Source organism: Kitasatospora sp. NPDC093550, assembly GCF_044764985.1.
Classification (GTDB): domain Bacteria; phylum Actinomycetota; class Actinomycetes; order Streptomycetales; family Streptomycetaceae; genus Kitasatospora.
On the sequence record NZ_JBIWJF010000014.1, the window covers coordinates 36,976 to 53,594 of the forward strand.

The following is a 16,619-nucleotide window of genomic DNA, read 5'->3' on the forward strand; positions in this document are numbered from 1 at the left end:
CGGAGCGCTCCCGCGCCGCCCACGGAGCAGCATTGGCACGCAAGATCGGCAGCCGGTACACCGTCCACCAGGTGATCGGCCGGGGTTCGGCCGGGACGGTCTGGCTCGGTGAGGGGCCCGACGGCCCGGTGGCGGTCAAGCTGCTGCGCGAGGACCTGGCCTCGGACCAGGTGCTGGTCGGCCGCTTCGTCCAGGAGCGCACCGCGCTGACCAGCCTCGACCACCCCCGGGTGGTCGGCGTGCGCGACATGGTCGTGGACGGCAGCGACCTCGCCCTGGTGATGGAGCTGGTCCAGGGCACCGACCTGCGCTCCCGGCTGGAGCGGGACGGCGCGCTGCCGCCGCAGACCGCCGCCTCGATCATCGCCGACGTCGCCGACGGCCTGGCCGCCGCGCACGCCGCCGGGATCGTCCACCGCGACGTCAAGCCGGAGAACGTCCTGCTCGACCTCGCCGCCGCCCCCGGCCCCGGCGGCGCCCCGCGCGCCAAGCTCACCGACTTCGGCGTGGCCCGCCTGGTCGACGCCCCGCGCCGCACCCGGGCCACCCGGATCATCGGCACCCCCGACTACCTGGCCCCCGAGATCATCGAGGGCCTGGAGCCGCGCGCCGCCGTCGACATCTACGCCCTCGCCACCGTCCTGTACGAGCTGCTGGCCGGCTTCACCCCGTTCGGCGGCGGCCACACCGGCGCCGTGCTGCGCCGTCACGTCACCGAGCAGGTGCCGCCGATCCCCGGCCTGCCGGACGGGCTGTGGCGGATCATCTCCGAATGCCTGGCCAAGGCCCCCGCCTCCCGGCTGCGCGCCGCCGAGCTGGCCGCCCGGCTGCGCGAGCAGCTGCCCTCGCTGGCCGGCCTGCCGGTGCTCGTCGTGCCCACCCAGGGCCGCGCCCCGGCCGAGGAGCAGCTGACCCCCGGCGAGGCCGTCTACGCCGAGGTCGACGCCGGCCCCGGCCTGCACAAGCGCCGCCGCGGCCCGGCCGTCCCGCTGGTGCCCGGCGCCGCGCCGGACTCCACCCGGGACACCCACACCAGCCTGCGCCGCCCGTCCGCCGAGGAGCTGGCCGCGTACGCCGCCGAGTCCCGCGCCCAGCGCACCGCCCCGGGCCACCGCAGGGACCGCCAGGCGCTGCTGCGCCGCCGCCGGCTGCTGGCCGTCCTGCTGGCCACCGTGCTGCTGCTGGCGGGCGCCGCCGCGGCCTGGACGGCCTTCGCGGCCACCGGCCCGGACGCCGGCCACCCGGCCCGTCCGGCCGTGCACGGCACCGCCCCGCGAGCGCCGTAGCGCGGCCGTGAACCGGGCCGTGAGCCCGGGGGAACCGGGGGTGTCGTCATGACCACCCCCGGAACCATTACCCTGGGGGCGTGGCAGCCGTCGATCCTTCCGAAGAGCTCAAGAACCTCGATACGACCATGGGGTCGATCGAGGCCGTCCTCGACCTGGACAAGATCCGGGCCGACATCGCGGTCCTGGAGGAGGAGGCAGCCGCCCCCACCCTGTGGGACGACGTCGCGAACGCGCAGAAGGTGACCAGTCGGCTCTCCTTCCTCCAGGGCGAACTGCGCCGGGTCGAGGGCCTGCGCGGCCGCATCGACGACCTGGGCGTGCTGTTCGAGCTGGCCGAGGCCGAGGACGACGCGGACACCCGCGCCGAGGCCGAGGCCGAGCTGGTCTCCCTCCAGAAGGCCGTCGAGGAGCTGGAGGTCCGCACCCTCCTGTCCGGCGAGTACGACGCCCGCGAGGCGCTGATCAACATCCGTGCCGAGGCCGGTGGCGTGGACGCCGCCGACTTCGCCGAGCAGCTGATGCGCATGTACCTGCGCTGGGCCGAGCGGCACGGGTACCCCACCGAGGTGTACGACACCTCGTACGCCGAAGAGGCCGGCATCAAGTCCGCGACCTTCACCGTGAAGGCGCCGTACGCCTACGGCACCCTCTCGGTCGAGCAGGGCACCCACCGTCTGGTCCGCATCTCGCCGTTCGACAACCAGGGCCGCCGGCAGACCTCCTTCGCCGGCGTCGAGGTCCTCCCGGTCGTCGAGCAGTCCGACCACGTCGACATCGACGAGGGCGACCTGCGCGTGGACGTCTACCGCGCCTCCGGCCCCGGCGGCCAGGGCGTCAACACCACCGACTCGGCGGTGCGCATCACGCACCTCCCGACCGGCATCGTGGTCTCCTGCCAGAACGAGCGCTCGCAGATCCAGAACAAGGCGTCCGCGATGAACGTCCTCCAGGCCAAGCTGCTGGAGCGGCGCCGCCAGGAGGAGAAGGCGGCGATGGACGCGCTCAAGGACAGCGGCAGCTCCTGGGGCAACCAGATGCGCTCCTACGTGCTGCACCCGTACCAGATGGTCAAGGACGTGCGCACCGCGTACGAGGCCGGCAACCCGCAGGCCGTGCTGGACGGCGACATCGACGGCTTCATCGAGGCCGGCATCCGCTGGCGCAAGCAGCGCGAGACCAGCGCCGAGTAACCGGCACGACGTGCGAGAGGGCCCCGACCGCAGTGGTCGGGGCCCTCTCGCACGTCCTCGCGCGTTCTCGTGCACGTCCTCGGGCGTCCACGGACGTCTTCGGTACGTCCCGGCTCCGGGAAAACTCAGGCCAGCGCCTGCCGGGCGATCAACGCCACCGCGAGCAGCCCGGCCAGCAGGGCCAGCAGCATCGCGGGCGAGAGCGCCGCGAACGGCCCCTGCTGCTCCTGCAGCCGGGCCCGGTTGGCGCGGCAGACCGGGCAACGCCCCTCGCTGACGCGGCCGTTGCAGTTGGCGCACACCAGATGGTCGCAGGTCATGCGATCTCCTCCTCGCTGCTTGGCCAACGCACCGGACGGGGCTTTGGTTCCATTTCTTGCCCTGTACGGGGGAGCGGCCGGAAGCGGTCGCCACCTCCCACTCTGCCAGGTTCCGGCGGTTCCGGCTCCCGGGCTGTGAGATGGCTCGCAATATTCAGGGCATAAGCGGACATTCTCCACCAGATTCCGGGGACTGTCCCGGGACGGCCCTGCGGGCCGGTTGCCGATTCGCGTATGGTCCCAGACCGGGAGCGGCCCTCTGCGCTCCTTTCGCCCGCCCCCGGACCGGGCCTCCGGGGCGGACCGACCGAGGACTGGCGCCGCCTAGGATGGCCTCCGTGATGCAGCCGTGATCAGATTCGACAACGTCTCCAAGACCTATCCCAAGCAGAACCGTCCCGCCCTGGACAACGTCTCGCTGGAGATCGAGAAGGGTGAGTTCGTCTTCCTGGTCGGCTCGTCCGGCTCGGGGAAGTCCACCTTCCTGCGCCTGTGCCTGCGCGAGGAGCGTCCCAGCACGGGCGCCGTGCACGTCCTGGGCAAGGACCTGGGCAAGCTGTCCAACTGGAAGGTGCCGCACATGCGCCGCCAGCTGGGCACCGTCTTCCAGGACTTCCGTCTCCTGCCCAACAAGACGGTCGCGCAGAACGTGGCCTTCGCCCTCGAGGTGATCGGCAAGCCCAAGAGCGCCATCAACAAGGTGGTGCCCGAGGTGCTGGAGCTGGTCGGCCTCGGCGGCAAGGAGGACCGCATGCCCGGCGAGCTGTCCGGTGGTGAGCAGCAGCGCGTGGCGATCGCCCGCGCCTTCGTGAACCGCCCGATGCTGCTGATCGCGGACGAGCCCACCGGCAACCTCGACCCGCAGAACTCGGTCGGCATCATGAAGCTGCTCGACCGCATCAACCGCACCGGCACCACGGTGCTGATGGCCACCCACGACCAGGCGATCGTCGACCAGATGCGCAAGCGCGTCATCGAGCTCGACAAGGGGCTGCTCGTCCGCGACCAGGCCCGCGGCGTCTACGGGTACCAGCACTGACCCACCAGCGCTGACCCGTGGGGCCGCCGGCCCGAACCGCCCGACCCCGCAGTACCGACCCTGGAGTTGTTTCCCGCATGCGTGCCCAGTTCGTCCTGTCGGAGATCGGTGTGGGTCTCCGACGCAACCTGACCATGACCATCGCGGTCGTGGTCAGCGTCGCGCTCTCCCTCGCCCTCGCCGGTTCCTCGCTCCTGGTCCGCGACCAGGTGAACTCCATGAAGGGGTACTGGTACGACAAGGTCGAGGTGAGCATCTACTTCTGCACCAAGGCGGACGCCCGGAACTCGCCCCAGTGCGACAAGGGCGCGGCCACCGACCAGCAGGTCCAGGACATCAAGGACCAGCTGGACAAGATGACCTCGGTGGTCCAGTCGTCCACCTACGAGAGCTCCCCGGAGGCGTACAAGCACTGGAAGGAGATGAACCCGGACAACCCGCTCATCTCCGTCCTGGGCCCGGACGCCATGCCGCAGTCCTGGCGGGTCAAGCTCAACGACCCGACCAAGTACGACGTGATCCAGAGCGCCTTCGCCGGAAAGCCCGGCGTGAAGTCGGTCGAGGACCAGCGGAAGATCCTGGAGAACCTCTTCGGCCTGCTCAACGGCCTCCAGACGGCAGCCTTCGTGATCATGGTGCTGATGCTCTTCGTGGCACTGCTGCTGATCGTCAACACCGTCCGGGTGTCGGCGTACAGCAGGCGGCGCGAGACCGGCATCATGCGCCTGGTGGGTGCCTCGAACTTCTACGTCCAGATGCCGTTCATCGCCGAGGCCGCGTTCGCCGCGCTGCTCGGTGCGGCGATGGCCTCCGGACTGCTGATCGGCGGGCACTTCTTCGTCCAGAACTGGCTGGCCGACCGGGTGCAGTTCATCCACTTCATCGGCCTCGGCTCGGTGCTCGCGGTGATACCGCTGCTGATCGTGGTCGGTATGGGCATGGCCGGCATCGCGGCGTTCTTCACGCTGCGCAAGTACCTCAAGGTCTGATCCCGGACGCCTCGACGGCCCCGGACGGCACTGCGCCGTCCGGGGCCGTCGCCGTTCCGCGCTCGCCCGTTCCGGCCCGCCGCGCGCGGCGCGGTGTCTACACTCCGGTCCATGCTGCAAACTCCGCGCAGGGCACGTCAGGTGGCCGCCCTCAGCCTGGTGTTCGGTGCCGTCCTGCTGGCCGGCGCGGCGACCGGAGCCTGGGGCGACCCGAGCGACCTGCCGCCCCGCCCCTCCGCCGACGCCGCCCGGGCCACGGGCGGCGGGCTCCCGGCGGACCCGGCCGGCACCGCCCTGTCCGAGCAGCAGGCCGAGCACCTGCTCGGGGCGAACGGCGACCGCTGGGGCGCGTACTACAGCGCGCAGGAGTACGCCGAGTTCAGCCAGGGCCTGGACGGCCGCTACCTGGGCGTCGGCCTCTCGGTCGGCCGCGGCGAGGACGGCGTGACCGAGGTCTCCCAGGTCGCGCCCGACGGCCCGGCCGCCGCGGCCGGGATCGCCCCCGGCGACCGGCTGTTGCGGGTCGACGCGGACCAGGCCGACCACCTGCCGGTGACCGAGGTGGTCGCCCGGCTGCGCGGCCAGGGCGACGGGCGCAGGGCGGGCTCCGAGGTCACCCTGGAGATCCGGCGCGGCGAGGGCGAGGTGCGCGAACTGCGGCTGCGGCGCGCGCTGCTGGACAGCCAGCAGGTCGCCGCGGAGCACCTGGACAAGGGCGTGCTGCGGATCACCGTGCGGGCCTTCACCAGCGGCGTGACCGACCGGGTGCGCGCCGCGCTGCGCGCCCCGCACACCGGTGTGGTGCTCGATCTGCGCGGCAACTCCGGCGGGTTGGTCGACGAGGCGGCCGGCACCGCCGGGATCTTCCTCGACGGCGGGCCGGTCGGCTCGTACCAGGAGCGCGGCGAGACCCGGGAGTTGACCGCCCCGCGCGGCGGTGACCAGCGCACCCCGCTGGTGGTGCTGGTGGACGGCGGCACGATGAGCGCCGCCGAACTGCTCGCCGGCGCCCTGCAGGACCGCAGCCGCGCCGTGGTGGTGGGCACCCGGACCTTCGGCAAGGGCACCGTCCAGCAGCCCAGCCGGCTCGCCGACGGCGCGGTGCTGGAGATGACCGTCGGCCGCTACTTCACCCCGGCCGGCCGCTCCCTCGACGGCACCGGCCTCGCCCCCGACGTCCCGGCGGCCACCGGCGAGGACGCCGACGCGCTCGCCCTGCGGGTGCTGGCCGGGCTCGGCACCCGCGCCTAAAGCAGCTGCCCGACCGCGCCCCGGGGTGCGAGAATGGCCGCGCTATGGCAAAGGAAACGGGACACAAGCTGATCGCGCAGAACAAGAAGGCGCGGCACGAGTACACGATCCTCGACACCTACGAGTGCGGCCTCGTACTCACCGGCACCGAGGTCAAGTCACTGCGCGAGGGGCGGGCCAACCTGGTCGACGGCTACGCCTACATCCAGAACCACGAGGCGTGGATCGACAACGTCTTCATCCCCGAGTACACCCAGGGGACGTGGACCAACCACGCGGCCCGGCGCAAGCGCAAGCTGCTGCTGCACAAGCTGGAGATCCGCAAGATCGAGACCAAGGTCCGCGACGCGGGCCACACCCTGGTCCCGCTCTCGCTGTACTTCAAGGACGGCCGGGTCAAGCTGGAGCTCGCCCTCGCCGTCGGCAAGAAGTTGTACGACAAGCGCCAGACGCTCCGCGAGAAGCAGGACACCCGCGAGACGGCACGCGCCGTGGCGGCCGCCCGGCGGCGCCAGCGTTAATCCGCTGGACCCTCGCCCGTCGCCTCGCGTACTATGGCGCAAGCAACACGGACGGTCACCGTCCGGCTGTTTCTCAACAAAACATGGGGATGATCGGTTTCGACAGGGGATGTTGAAACAGGGGAAGCGAGCCGAGGAACGCGGCAATGATCTCGTAAACCACGTGTCGCAAAAAAATAATCGCCAACTCTAAGCGCGATTCCCAGCAGTTCGCTCTCGCTGCCTAATAAGCACCGATAGCGCTTGGGTGTCAGACCGGGGAGTTCCCGACCCGGACCCTGGCATAATCTAGGGAACTCAACCGTCCGCCCGGGCTGCGGGGGCGGATGGGAAATCAAACAGCAGCTGGGCCTGTTGGCGGCTTGTCCGTGTGACCGCCAGGGCCGAGAAAAGCACAGCGGACTGCGCTCGGAGAAGCCCTGAATTGACTCCACTGGACCCGGGTTCGATTCCCGGCATCTCCACCACCCCATGTTCACATCGAAGGCCGCCCACCGCTCCGCGGAGGGCGGCCTTCGATTTTTGTACGTTCCGGAGCAGCGCGTCCCGGGGGTCGCGGCGTAGGATCATCCGTCCGCTCGTTTTCCGGAGCCGGATTCCGCCGCAACCACCGAGGCCATGCAGAGCAACACGGACACCACCCCCACCGCCGATCACGAGACCGTCCGCGCGCGCGAGATCGCCGGTGAGCAGCAGCACCTCGACACCGTCTACCACCGGTTGGAGGAGAAGCTCGCCGAGGCCGAATACATCCTGGAGGACGCCGCCAAGCGGGTCCACGTCGGCACCCCCGGCGCACTCGCCGAGCGCGACGCCCAGGTCTACCGGGCCGGCGCGCACCTCCAGCGCCTCAACAACGAGTTCGAGGACTTCCTGTTCGGCCGGATCGACCTCCAGCGGGCGGACGCCCCGGAGGAGCACGGCATCCCCTCGAACACCCCGCTCGACCCGGCCGACCCGGCCGTCGCCGAGACCCTCCACATCGGCCGGCTGGGCGTGCTGGACGCCGAGTACGGCCCGCTGGTGATCGACTGGCGGGCCCCCGCCGCCGCCCCGTTCTACCGCGCCACCCCGGTCGAGCCCGGCCGGGTCATCCGCCGCCGGGTGATCCGCTCCAAGGGCCGCAAGGTGATCGGCGTCGAGGACGACCTGCTGCGCCCCGACCTCACCCCGACCCTGGACGGCGAGGAGCTGGCCGTGGTCGGCGACGGCGCGCTGATGGCCTCGCTGGGCCGTGCCCGCAGCCACTCGATGCGCGACATCGTCTCCTCGATCCAGAAGGAGCAGGACGAGGTGATCCGCGCCGCCGCCGCGGGCGCCACCCTGGTCACCGGCGGCCCGGGCACCGGCAAGACCGCCGTCGCCCTGCACCGCGCCGCGTACCTGCTCTACCAGGACCGCCGCCGCTACGCCGGGGGCATCCTGGTGGTCTCGCCGACCCCGCTGCTGGTGTCCTACACCGAGGGCGTGCTGCCCGCGCTCGGCGAGGAGGGCCAGGTCGCCATCCGGGCCGTCGGCTCGCTGGTGGACGGCATCGAGGCCACGACCTACGACACCCCCGAGGCGGCCCGGGTCAAGGGATCGGCCCGGATGGTGCAGCTGCTGCGCCGGGCCGCCCGCGCGGCCCTGGAGCTGGGCGCGCCGCAGGAGCTCAAGGTGGTCGCCCGCGGCGAGGTGCTGAAGCTGGACGCGGGGCGCCTGAAGGCCGTGCGCGGCAACGTGGTGGGCTCCGGCGGCACCCCGCTGAACCTGCTGCGCCCGCGCGCCCGCAGGCTGCTGCTGGACGCCCTGTGGCAGGAGGTCGTCAAGGACCTGCCGAAGCCCACCGACCACTACGCCCGGGAGCAGCGCCAGGAGGAGAAGGAGAGCTTCGACGAGTACGTCTCGGACGAGGCGCCGTTCCTGGACTTCCTGGACGCCTGGTGGCCCGCCCTGACCCCGCGCAAGGTGCTCGGCACGCTCAGGCAGCACCGCCACACCAACCGGATCGCCCGCCGCGCCGTCACCCCGGACGAGGCCCGGCTGCTGGCCGCCTCCTGGCGCCACCTGTCGCCGGCGGGCGAGGGCGCGCTGTCCGCGCACGACGTCGCGCTGATCGACGAGCTGCAGCTGCTGCTGGGCGAGCCGGCCCGGCCGAAGGTCCGCGAGGTGGACGCGATGGACCTGCTGACCGGCCTGGAGGAGGTCACCACCTTCGCCGACCGCAGCACCCGCCAGCGCGAGCGCCAGCCGGTGGAGCGCAAGGAGTACGCCCACGTGATCGTGGACGAGGCGCAGGACCTCACCCCGATGCAGTGGCGGATGATCGGCCGCCGCTCCCGGATGGCCACCTGGACGATCGTCGGGGACCCGGCGCAGTCCTCCTGGCCCTTCCCGCAGGAGGCCCAGGCCGCGCTGGACGAGGTGCTGTCGGGCAAGCCGCGCCGCCGCTTCACGCTGACCGTGAACTACCGCAACCCGGCCGAGATCGCCGAGGTCGCGGCGAAGGTGCTGGCCCTGGCGGCGCCGGGTACGCCCTCGCCGAGCGCGGTGCGCCACGTCGGCGTGGAGCCGCGCTTCGCGGCCGTCACCGACCCCTCGCCGGAGGCCTTCGGCCGGGCCGCCAGGGCCGAGCTGGACCGGCTGCTGGGCGAGGTGGACGGCACCGTGGCGATCGTGGTGCCGATGGACCGCCGGGCCGAGGCGGCCGGGTGGGCCGAGGGCCTGGGCGAGCGCGTGGTGGTGCTGGGCAGCCTGGAGGCCAAGGGCCTGGAGTACGACGCGACCGTGGTGGCCGATCCGACCGGCATCGCCGGCGAGTCGGAGGCCGGCCTGCGGGTGCTGTACGTCGCGCTCACCCGGGCGACCCAGCGGCTGACCGTGCTGTCGGGCCCGGACGACCTGCCGGACGCGGCCGGCGTGCCCGCGCTGCTGCACGGCTGACGGACCGTACGGGACCCACGGAAGAAGGCCCCTCACCGGGTGGTGAGGGGCCTTCAGACGTTTGGTACACCGACCCGCCATGCTCGCCTCGCGGCAAGTGGTCCCTCGAAGGGACGAAGGTTGGGCCCGGGGGCTTGGATCGGGCCGGTGCCTGTCCAATGTAACGCATCGGCCCGCTGAGGCAAGGAGTCGGCGGCGGAAGGTCGGCGCGGGGCCGACCCGATTGTCGGATCCACACACTCAATGAACGTTATTTCTGGCTACCCCTTGGAAGGTGCGACGATCGAGGTCTAGCATGCGCAGGCGATGCCTTCAACAAAATGTTGAGCCTGCGGGACAGACGGAAGAAGGAAGCGTCGATGGCGACGGTGCCCAGTGTCTCCAACTCGATCACGGTACGGCTGGAGGTCCCGGCCCGGGGCAACGCCGTCAGTGCGATCACCACGGCCGTGGAGTCCTCCGGCGGGTCGGTGACCGGTCTCGACGTCACCGCCTCCGGCCTGGAGGCGCTGCGGATCGACGTCACGGTGGCGGCCTCCTCGGTCGCGCACGGCGAGGAGATCGTCGAGAAGCTCCGGGCGATCGACGGCGTGTCGATCGGCAAGGTCTCGGACCGCACCTTCCTGATGCACCTCGGCGGCAAGATCGAGATGTCGTCCAAGCTGCCGATCCGCAACCGTGACGACCTCAGCATGATCTACACCCCGGGTGTCGCCCGGGTCTGCATGGCGATCGCCGAGAACCCCGAGGACGCCCGCCGCCTGACCATCAAGCGCAACAGCGTCGCCGTGGTCACCGACGGCTCGGCCGTGCTGGGCCTGGGCAACATCGGCCCGGAGGCCGCGCTGCCGGTCATGGAGGGCAAGGCGGCCCTCTTCAAGCGCTTCGCGGGCATCGACGCCTGGCCGATCTGCCTGGACACCCAGGACACCGACGAGATCGTCGCCATCGTCAAGGCGATCGCCCCGGGCTTCGCCGGGATCAACCTGGAGGACATCTCCGCGCCGCGCTGCTTCGAGATCGAGGCCCGGCTGCGCGAGGCCCTGGACATCCCGGTCTTCCACGACGACCAGCACGGCACCGCGATCGTGGTGCTGGCCGCCCTCACCAACGCGCTGAAGGTGGTCGGCAAGGAGATCGGCGAGATCCGCGTGGTGATGTCGGGCGCCGGCGCCGCCGGCACCGCGATCCTGAAGCTGCTGATGGCCGCCGGCGTCGAGCACGCCACCGTGGCGGACGTCCACGGCGTGGTCCACCAGGGCCGCGGGGACCTCAACGAGAACCTGCGCTGGATCGCCGACCACACCAACCGTTCGGGCCGCACCGGCAGCCTCAAGGAGGCCGTGGCGGGCGCCGACGTGTTCATCGGCGTCTCGGCCCCGAACCTGCTGGACGGCGACGACCTGGCCACCATGGCCGAGGACGCGATCGTCTTCGCGCTGGCCAACCCGGACCCGGAGGTCGACCCGAACGTCGCCCGGCAGACCGCCGCCGTGGTGGCCACCGGCCGCAGCGACTTCCCGAACCAGATCAACAACGTGCTGGTCTTCCCCGGCGTCTTCCGCGGCCTGCTGGACGCCCAGAGCCGGACGGTCAACACCGAGATGATGATCGCCGCCGCCCGGGCGCTGGCCACCACCGTCGCCGACGACGAGCTGAACGCGAACTACATCATCCCGAGCGTCTTCCACAAGGACGTCGCCAAGACCGTCGCCGCCGCCGTGCGAGAGGCGGCCCTCGCGGGCGCTCAGGAGGCCCCCGCGCCGTCCCGTCCGACCCCCGGCATCGTCGGCACCCTGGACACCTCCGCCTTCCCCACCGTCAAGCTCTGACGGCCGCCCGGCGGACGCGTCGCCGATCGCTCGAATGTGCGAATAGCGGTCATACCCGCCCAGTCCGCCCCGAACCCTTGCGACACAAGGGCGAGGGGCGTGTTTGGGCTTGTCAGTCGTAGGGCGTACGGTAGCCCTGCACGGGGCAGGCGTGTCCGACAAGTACGGAACGTCCCCCTGGTCTTCCGGCGAGTCGTCCCGACCGCCGCTCGCGCCCGGTCCGCCGGAGCCGACGGAGCGTCACACCTCCGACGGGCGGGCGATGTTCGGGTGGCTCGGCCGGGGCCCGATTGGCTTTCTCGGGGCCGGTCGGGGCAGGATTCGTATCCAGGCAGGCGGGCGGGCCTTCGAAGGCTCCGGCGCGCGGCATCGGGTACGGACCCGGCCTGCGACCACGCATTGCCGGCATGAGCACAGTGTGCGGACCTGCGGCCTATCCGGGTGCCCCCCGGTGGGAGCACCGATGGGCCCCCGCACACCGCAAGCGAACAGACCACAGGAGTACACATGAACCGCAGTGAGCTGGTGGCCGCGCTGTCCGAGCGCGCCGAGGTGACCCGCAAGGACGCCGACGCCGTTCTGGCCGCCTTCGCCGAGATCGTCGGCGAGGTCGTCGCCAAGGGCGACGAGAAGGTCACCATCCCCGGTTTCCTGACCTTCGAGCGCACCCACCGCGCCGCCCGCACCGCCCGCAACCCGCAGACCGGCGAGCCGATCCAGATCGCGGCCGGCTACAGCGCCAAGGTGAGCGCCGGCTCCAAGCTGAAGGAAGCCGCCAAGGGCGCCTGAGGCACCCCTTGAACGCCCGAGAGGCCGGGCTCCCCGCTGGGGAGCCCGGCCTCTCGCCGTGTCAGCTGCCGGTCGGTCAGGCGTCGACCAGCTGCTCGTTGGGCAGCTCGACGTGGGCGCCCAGGTCGCGCAGCTTCTCCATGAAGTTCTCGTAGCCGCGGTTGATCAGGTCGATGCCGTGAACCGTGGAGGTGCCCTCGGCCGCCAGCGCCGCGATCAGGTACGAGAAGCCGCCGCGCAGGTCCGGGATGACCAGCTCGGAGCCGATCAGCTTGGACGGGCCGGAGACCACCGCGGAGTGCAGGAAGTTGCGGGCGCCGAAGCGGCAGGGGGTGGCGCCCAGGCACTCGCGGTAGAGCTGGATGTGCGCGCCCATCTGGTTCAGCGCGCCGGTGAAGCCGAGCCGCGACTCGTACACCGTCTCGTGGACGATGGACAGGCCGGTGGCCTGGGTCAGCGCGACGACCAGCGGCTGCTGCCAGTCGGTCTGGAAGCCCGGGTGCACGTCGGTCTCCAGGGCGATCGCCTTGAGCTCGCCGCCCGGGTGCCAGAAGCGGATGCCCTCGTCGTCCACCTCGAAGGCGCCGCCGACCTTCCGGAAGGTGTTGAGGAAGGTCATCATCTCCAGCTGGCGGGCACCGCGGACGTAGATGTCGCCCTTGGTGGCGAGCGCCGCGCAGGCCCAGGAGGCGGCCTCCAGGCGGTCCGGCAGCGCGCGGTGGTTGTAGCCGTTCAGCTCGTCCACACCGGTGATCAGGATGGTCCGGTCGGTGCCCAGCGTGATGATCGCGCCCATCTTCTGCAGGACGCAGATCAGGTCGACGATCTCCGGCTCGATGGCCGCGTTGCGCAGCTCGGTGACGCCCTCGGCGAGGACGGCCGTGAGCAGCACCTGCTCGGTCGCGCCGACCGACGGGTAGGGCAGCTCGATCTTGGTGCCGCGCAGGCGCTGCGGGGCCACCAGGTAGGTGCCCTGCGGGTGCTTCTCGATGGTGGCGCCGAACTGGCGCAGCACCTCGAAGTGGAAGTCGACCGGCCGGCCGCCGATGTCGCAGCCGCCCAGGCCGGGGATGAAGGCGTGGCCGAGGCGGTGCAGCAGCGGACCGCAGAACAGGATCGGGATCCGCGAGGAGCCGGCGTGGGCGTCGATGTCGGCCACGTTGGCGCTCTCGACGTGCGAGGGGTCGAGGATCAGCTCGCCGTCCTCGTCACCGGTGCGCACGGTCACGCCGTGCAGCTGCAGCAGGCCGCGGACCACCTTGACGTCGCGGATGTCCGGGACGTTGCGCAGTCTGCTGGGGCCCTGGCCGAGCAGGGCGGCGACCATGGCCTTGGGGACCAGGTTCTTCGCACCGCGGACGCGAATCTCGCCTTCGAGCGGGTTACCGCCATGGACCAGCAGGACGTCGTCGGTCATCGTTCTCGCAATCCGGGGTGCCAGAGGAGTGTGGGGAGGGGCTCCGGGAGAGAGCCGGTGGTGGACCGGTCGTACGGGCGCGTTCGGGCCCCCGGCGAAACCGAGTCGGCACCGTATAAGGGCGTCCACCAGACGTAGATGGTAATGGGCGCGCCGTTGGTTCCCGTGAGCCTCTCCCGTGATGGTGCTCTCTCCGGGGGTACGGGGCCCGCCGGTGCCGCCGTACGGGTGTTCGTCCGGCGTGGCGGGGTTTCGCGCGTTGCGCTGTCCGACCGGTCTCCTCTGCGGGATCATGTGAGGCATGACGGCGGCCCATTCGCACGGAGGCCGGTCCCACACCGGCCGTCTGCTCGTCGCGACGCCCCTGCTCACCGATCCGAACTTCGCGCGGGCGGTGGTGCTCCTCCTCGACCACGACGCCGAGGGGGCGCTCGGCGTGGTCCTCAACCGGCCGACCCCGGTCGAGGTGGGCAGCGTGCTGGACGGCTGGGGCAGGCTCGTCGGGCAGCCGGCCGTGGTGTTCCAGGGCGGGCCGGTGTCGTTGGACTCGGCGCTCGGCCTCGCGGTGGCACCGGGGGAGCCGGGCACCGGCGAGCCGCTGGGCTGGCGGCGGGTGCACGGCGCGATCGGACTGGTGGACCTGGAGGCGCCGCCCGAGGTGCTGGCCGGCGAGCTGGGCAGCCTGCGGATCTTCGCCGGGTACGCCGGCTGGTCCCCGGGGCAGCTGGAGGCCGAGCTGGAGAGCGGAGCCTGGTACCTGGTGGACTGCGAGCCCGGGGACGTCTCCAGCCCCGAGCCGGAGCGGCTGTGGCGCGCCGTGCTGCGCCGCCAGCGCGGTCCGCTCGCCCTGCTGGCGACCTACCCGGACGACCCGACGATGAACTGAGCGGCGGGCCCGCAGCGCGACACTGGCCCGGTTTCCCGGGGCGCCCATAGACTTGGCACCCATGAGCACTCTTGAGCCCGAGCGCGGCCTCGGCACCGGCACCCTGGTCGAGCCCGTCCCGCAGGTGTCCAACGGGGACGGCGACCACGAGCGCTTCGCGCACTACGTCCAGAAGGACAAGATCATGGAGAGCGCGCTCTCCGGGTCTCCCGTGGTGGCGCTCTGCGGCAAGGTGTGGGTGCCCGGGCGCGACCCGAAGAAGTACCCGGTCTGCCCGATGTGCAAGGAGATCTACGACGGCATCGGCAAGCCGCAGGGCGGCGACGGCGACGACAAGTAGTCCGCCGCCGCGCGGTGCCGTCGTGCAGGGCACCGCGTTCCGCAGGTGGTCTATGCCAATCGTTCCGGGCGCGGGCAGGATGTCGGAATGGACCTCATTCCCGCACCTTCGAGTGCCGCCCGCCGCCCGGGCGAGGACTTCCCGCTCGACGCCGCCACCACGCTGACCGCACCGCCCGCACTGGCCGACGCCGAGCGCTGGCTGCGCGGCACGCTGTCCGCCGCCACCGGGCTGCCGTTCGGCCCGGGCCGGGCGGGCACCGGCATCGAACTGGTCCAGGACGGGGCGCTCGCCGCCGAGGCGTACCGGATCACGGTGCGCCCCGGCCACGCACTGCTCGCCGCGGGCGGGCCGGCCGGTGCGCTGTGGGGGGCCCAGACCCTGCGGCAGCTGCTCGGGCCGGACGCCTACCGCCGCTCGCCGCTGCGCCACGAGGGCTGGGTGCTGCCCGGCGCCGACATCGAGGACGCCCCCCGGTTCGGCTGGCGCGGCGCGCTGCTCGACGTCGCCCGCCACTTCCTGCCCAAGTCGGACGTGCTGCGCTTCGTCGACCTGCTGGCCGCGCACAAGCTCAACGTGCTGCACCTGCACCTGACCGACGACCAGGGCTGGCGGGTGGAGATCAAGCGCTACCCGAGGCTGACCGGGCGCGGCGCCTGGCGGGACCGCTCGATGGTCGGCTACCGGTCCGGGCAGCGCCGCGACGACCGCCCGCACGGCGGCTACTACACCCAGGACGACCTGCGCGAGATCGTCGCCTACGCGGCCGCGCGCGGGGTCACCGTCGTCCCGGAGATCGACCTGCCGGGCCACACCCAGGCCGCCGTCGCGGCCTATCCGGAGCTGGGCAACACCGACGTGGTGGACACCGCCGCGCTCGGCGTCTGGACGGACTGGGGGGTGAGCCACCACGTGCTCAACGCCTCCGAGGAGACCCTGCGCTTCTTCGAGGGGGTCCTGGAGGAGGTCCTGGAGCTCTTCCCGTCCGAGTTCATCCACCTCGGCGGCGACGAGTGCCCCAAGGAGCAGTGGAAGGACAGCGCCGCCGCCCAGGCCCGGATCCGCGAGCTGGGCCTGGCCAACGAGGACGAGCTGCAGAGCCACGTCATCCGGCACTTCGACCGCTGGCTGGCCGCGCGGGGCCGCCGGCTGATCGGCTGGGACGAGATCCTGGAGGGCGGACTCGCCCCGGGCGCCGCGGTGTCGTCCTGGCGCGGGTTCGGCGGGGGGATCGCCGCGGCGAAGGCCGGGCACGACGTGGTGATGTGCCCCGAGCAGCACGTGTACTTCGACCACCGGCAGGCGGACGGGCCGGACGAGCCGATCCCGGTCGGCTTCGTGCGCACGCTGGAGGACGTCTACCGCTTCGAGCCGGTGCCGGCACAGCTGGACGGGGCCGCGGCGCGGCACGTGATCGGCACCCAGGCCAACCTGTGGAGCGAGTTCATGGACAGCGCCCGGGACATCGACTACCGGGCCTTCCCCCGGCTGGTCGCCTTCGCCGAGGTCGCCTGGTCCGCGCTGCCCGCCGAGCCGGCCGCGCGCGACTTCGCCGGCTTCGAGCGGCGGCTGGCGGCGCACCTGGGGATCCTCGACGCGCTCGGCGTCGAGTACCGCCCGGCCGACGGCCCGCACCCCTGGCAGCGGTGGCCCGGGGTGGCCGGCCGCCCGATCGACGGGCCGCCGCCGGCGCGGTGACGGTCACGTCCGCAGAAGGGGGCCGGGGAACTTCTGAGCGGTCGTCGGACGTCAAGAACAGATGAACATCTGCCCTGGCCCGGTACGGGTCGGGGCAGATACCGCCCGGTATCCGTCCCAATCGGGCAGTCCCGTT

At 71.9% G+C, this 16,619-nt stretch carries 14 protein-coding genes and 1 other RNA gene; 13 read left to right on the forward strand and 2 right to left on the reverse strand.

Annotated elements, in window-relative coordinates:
* Positions 1-32 precede the first annotated feature (32 nt).
* Both ACIRD3_RS22675 and prfB read left to right on the forward strand, forming a co-directional pair.
* Positions 33-1,286, forward strand: a complete 1,254-nt coding sequence (locus tag ACIRD3_RS22675; protein WP_402219506.1) for a serine/threonine-protein kinase — start codon at positions 33-35, stop codon at positions 1,284-1,286.
* A gap of 80 nt (positions 1,287-1,366) precedes the next feature.
* Positions 1,367-2,479, forward strand: coding sequence for a peptide chain release factor 2 (prfB, locus tag ACIRD3_RS22680; protein WP_380415783.1), 1,113 nt, complete (start codon positions 1,367-1,369; stop codon positions 2,477-2,479).
* A gap of 125 nt (positions 2,480-2,604) precedes the next feature.
* On the opposite strand, the gene ACIRD3_RS22685 is transcribed toward prfB, so the two are convergent.
* The gene (locus tag ACIRD3_RS22685) at positions 2,605-2,799 is read right to left on the reverse strand and encodes a hypothetical protein (RefSeq protein ID WP_329929192.1); all 195 of its coding nucleotides are present in this window, start codon (positions 2,797-2,799) and stop codon (positions 2,605-2,607) included.
* A gap of 349 nt (positions 2,800-3,148) precedes the next feature.
* Between ACIRD3_RS22685 and ftsE the strand changes: the two genes are divergently transcribed.
* From ftsE to ACIRD3_RS22725, 8 genes are all read left to right on the forward strand, one after another.
* Positions 3,149-3,838, forward strand: a complete 690-nt coding sequence (gene ftsE, locus ACIRD3_RS22690; protein ID WP_030059730.1) for a cell division ATP-binding protein FtsE — start codon at positions 3,149-3,151, stop codon at positions 3,836-3,838.
* A gap of 77 nt (positions 3,839-3,915) precedes the next feature.
* On the forward strand, positions 3,916-4,827 hold the full coding sequence (ftsX, locus tag ACIRD3_RS22695) for a permease-like cell division protein FtsX (RefSeq protein WP_402219508.1): 912 nt from the start codon (positions 3,916-3,918) through the stop codon (positions 4,825-4,827).
* Between the two features lie 111 nt (positions 4,828-4,938).
* Complete coding sequence (locus tag ACIRD3_RS22700) at positions 4,939-6,078, forward strand: S41 family peptidase (RefSeq protein WP_402219511.1); 1,140 nt, start codon at positions 4,939-4,941, stop codon at positions 6,076-6,078.
* A 44-nt stretch (positions 6,079-6,122) separates the two neighbouring features.
* Positions 6,123-6,599: an SsrA-binding protein SmpB gene (gene smpB, locus ACIRD3_RS22705; protein ID WP_350544683.1), complete on the forward strand. Its 477-nt coding sequence runs from the start codon at positions 6,123-6,125 to the stop codon at positions 6,597-6,599.
* A gap of 85 nt (positions 6,600-6,684) precedes the next feature.
* Positions 6,685-7,066, forward strand: a transfer-messenger RNA (tmRNA) gene (ssrA, locus tag ACIRD3_RS22710).
* Positions 7,067-7,217: 151 nt separating this feature from the next.
* Complete coding sequence (locus ACIRD3_RS22715) at positions 7,218-9,521, forward strand: HelD family protein (RefSeq protein ID WP_402219514.1); 2,304 nt, start codon at positions 7,218-7,220, stop codon at positions 9,519-9,521.
* Positions 9,522-9,880: 359 nt separating this feature from the next.
* Positions 9,881-11,353, forward strand: coding sequence for an NAD-dependent malic enzyme (locus ACIRD3_RS22720; protein ID WP_402219517.1), 1,473 nt, complete (start codon positions 9,881-9,883; stop codon positions 11,351-11,353).
* Positions 11,354-11,860: 507 nt separating this feature from the next.
* Positions 11,861-12,142, forward strand: coding sequence for an HU family DNA-binding protein (locus ACIRD3_RS22725; protein WP_030059737.1), 282 nt, complete (start codon positions 11,861-11,863; stop codon positions 12,140-12,142).
* 76 nt (positions 12,143-12,218) lie between these two features.
* Here ACIRD3_RS22725 and murA read toward each other — a convergent pair whose 3' ends face one another.
* Positions 12,219-13,559, reverse strand: coding sequence for a UDP-N-acetylglucosamine 1-carboxyvinyltransferase (gene murA / locus ACIRD3_RS22730; RefSeq protein ID WP_402219519.1), 1,341 nt, complete (start codon positions 13,557-13,559; stop codon positions 12,219-12,221).
* A 301-nt stretch (positions 13,560-13,860) separates the two neighbouring features.
* Between murA and ACIRD3_RS22735 the strand changes: the two genes are divergently transcribed.
* From ACIRD3_RS22735 to ACIRD3_RS22745, 3 genes are all read left to right on the forward strand, one after another.
* Positions 13,861-14,445 (forward strand): YqgE/AlgH family protein, encoded by a 585-nt coding sequence (locus tag ACIRD3_RS22735; protein ID WP_402219521.1) that lies wholly within the window; start codon positions 13,861-13,863, stop codon positions 14,443-14,445.
* A 61-nt stretch (positions 14,446-14,506) separates the two neighbouring features.
* Positions 14,507-14,785, forward strand: coding sequence for a DUF3039 domain-containing protein (locus tag ACIRD3_RS22740; protein WP_350521773.1), 279 nt, complete (start codon positions 14,507-14,509; stop codon positions 14,783-14,785).
* An 87-nt stretch (positions 14,786-14,872) separates the two neighbouring features.
* Positions 14,873-16,483 (forward strand): beta-N-acetylhexosaminidase, encoded by a 1,611-nt coding sequence (locus ACIRD3_RS22745; RefSeq protein WP_402219524.1) that lies wholly within the window; start codon positions 14,873-14,875, stop codon positions 16,481-16,483.
* Positions 16,484-16,619: the final 136 nt, after the last annotated feature.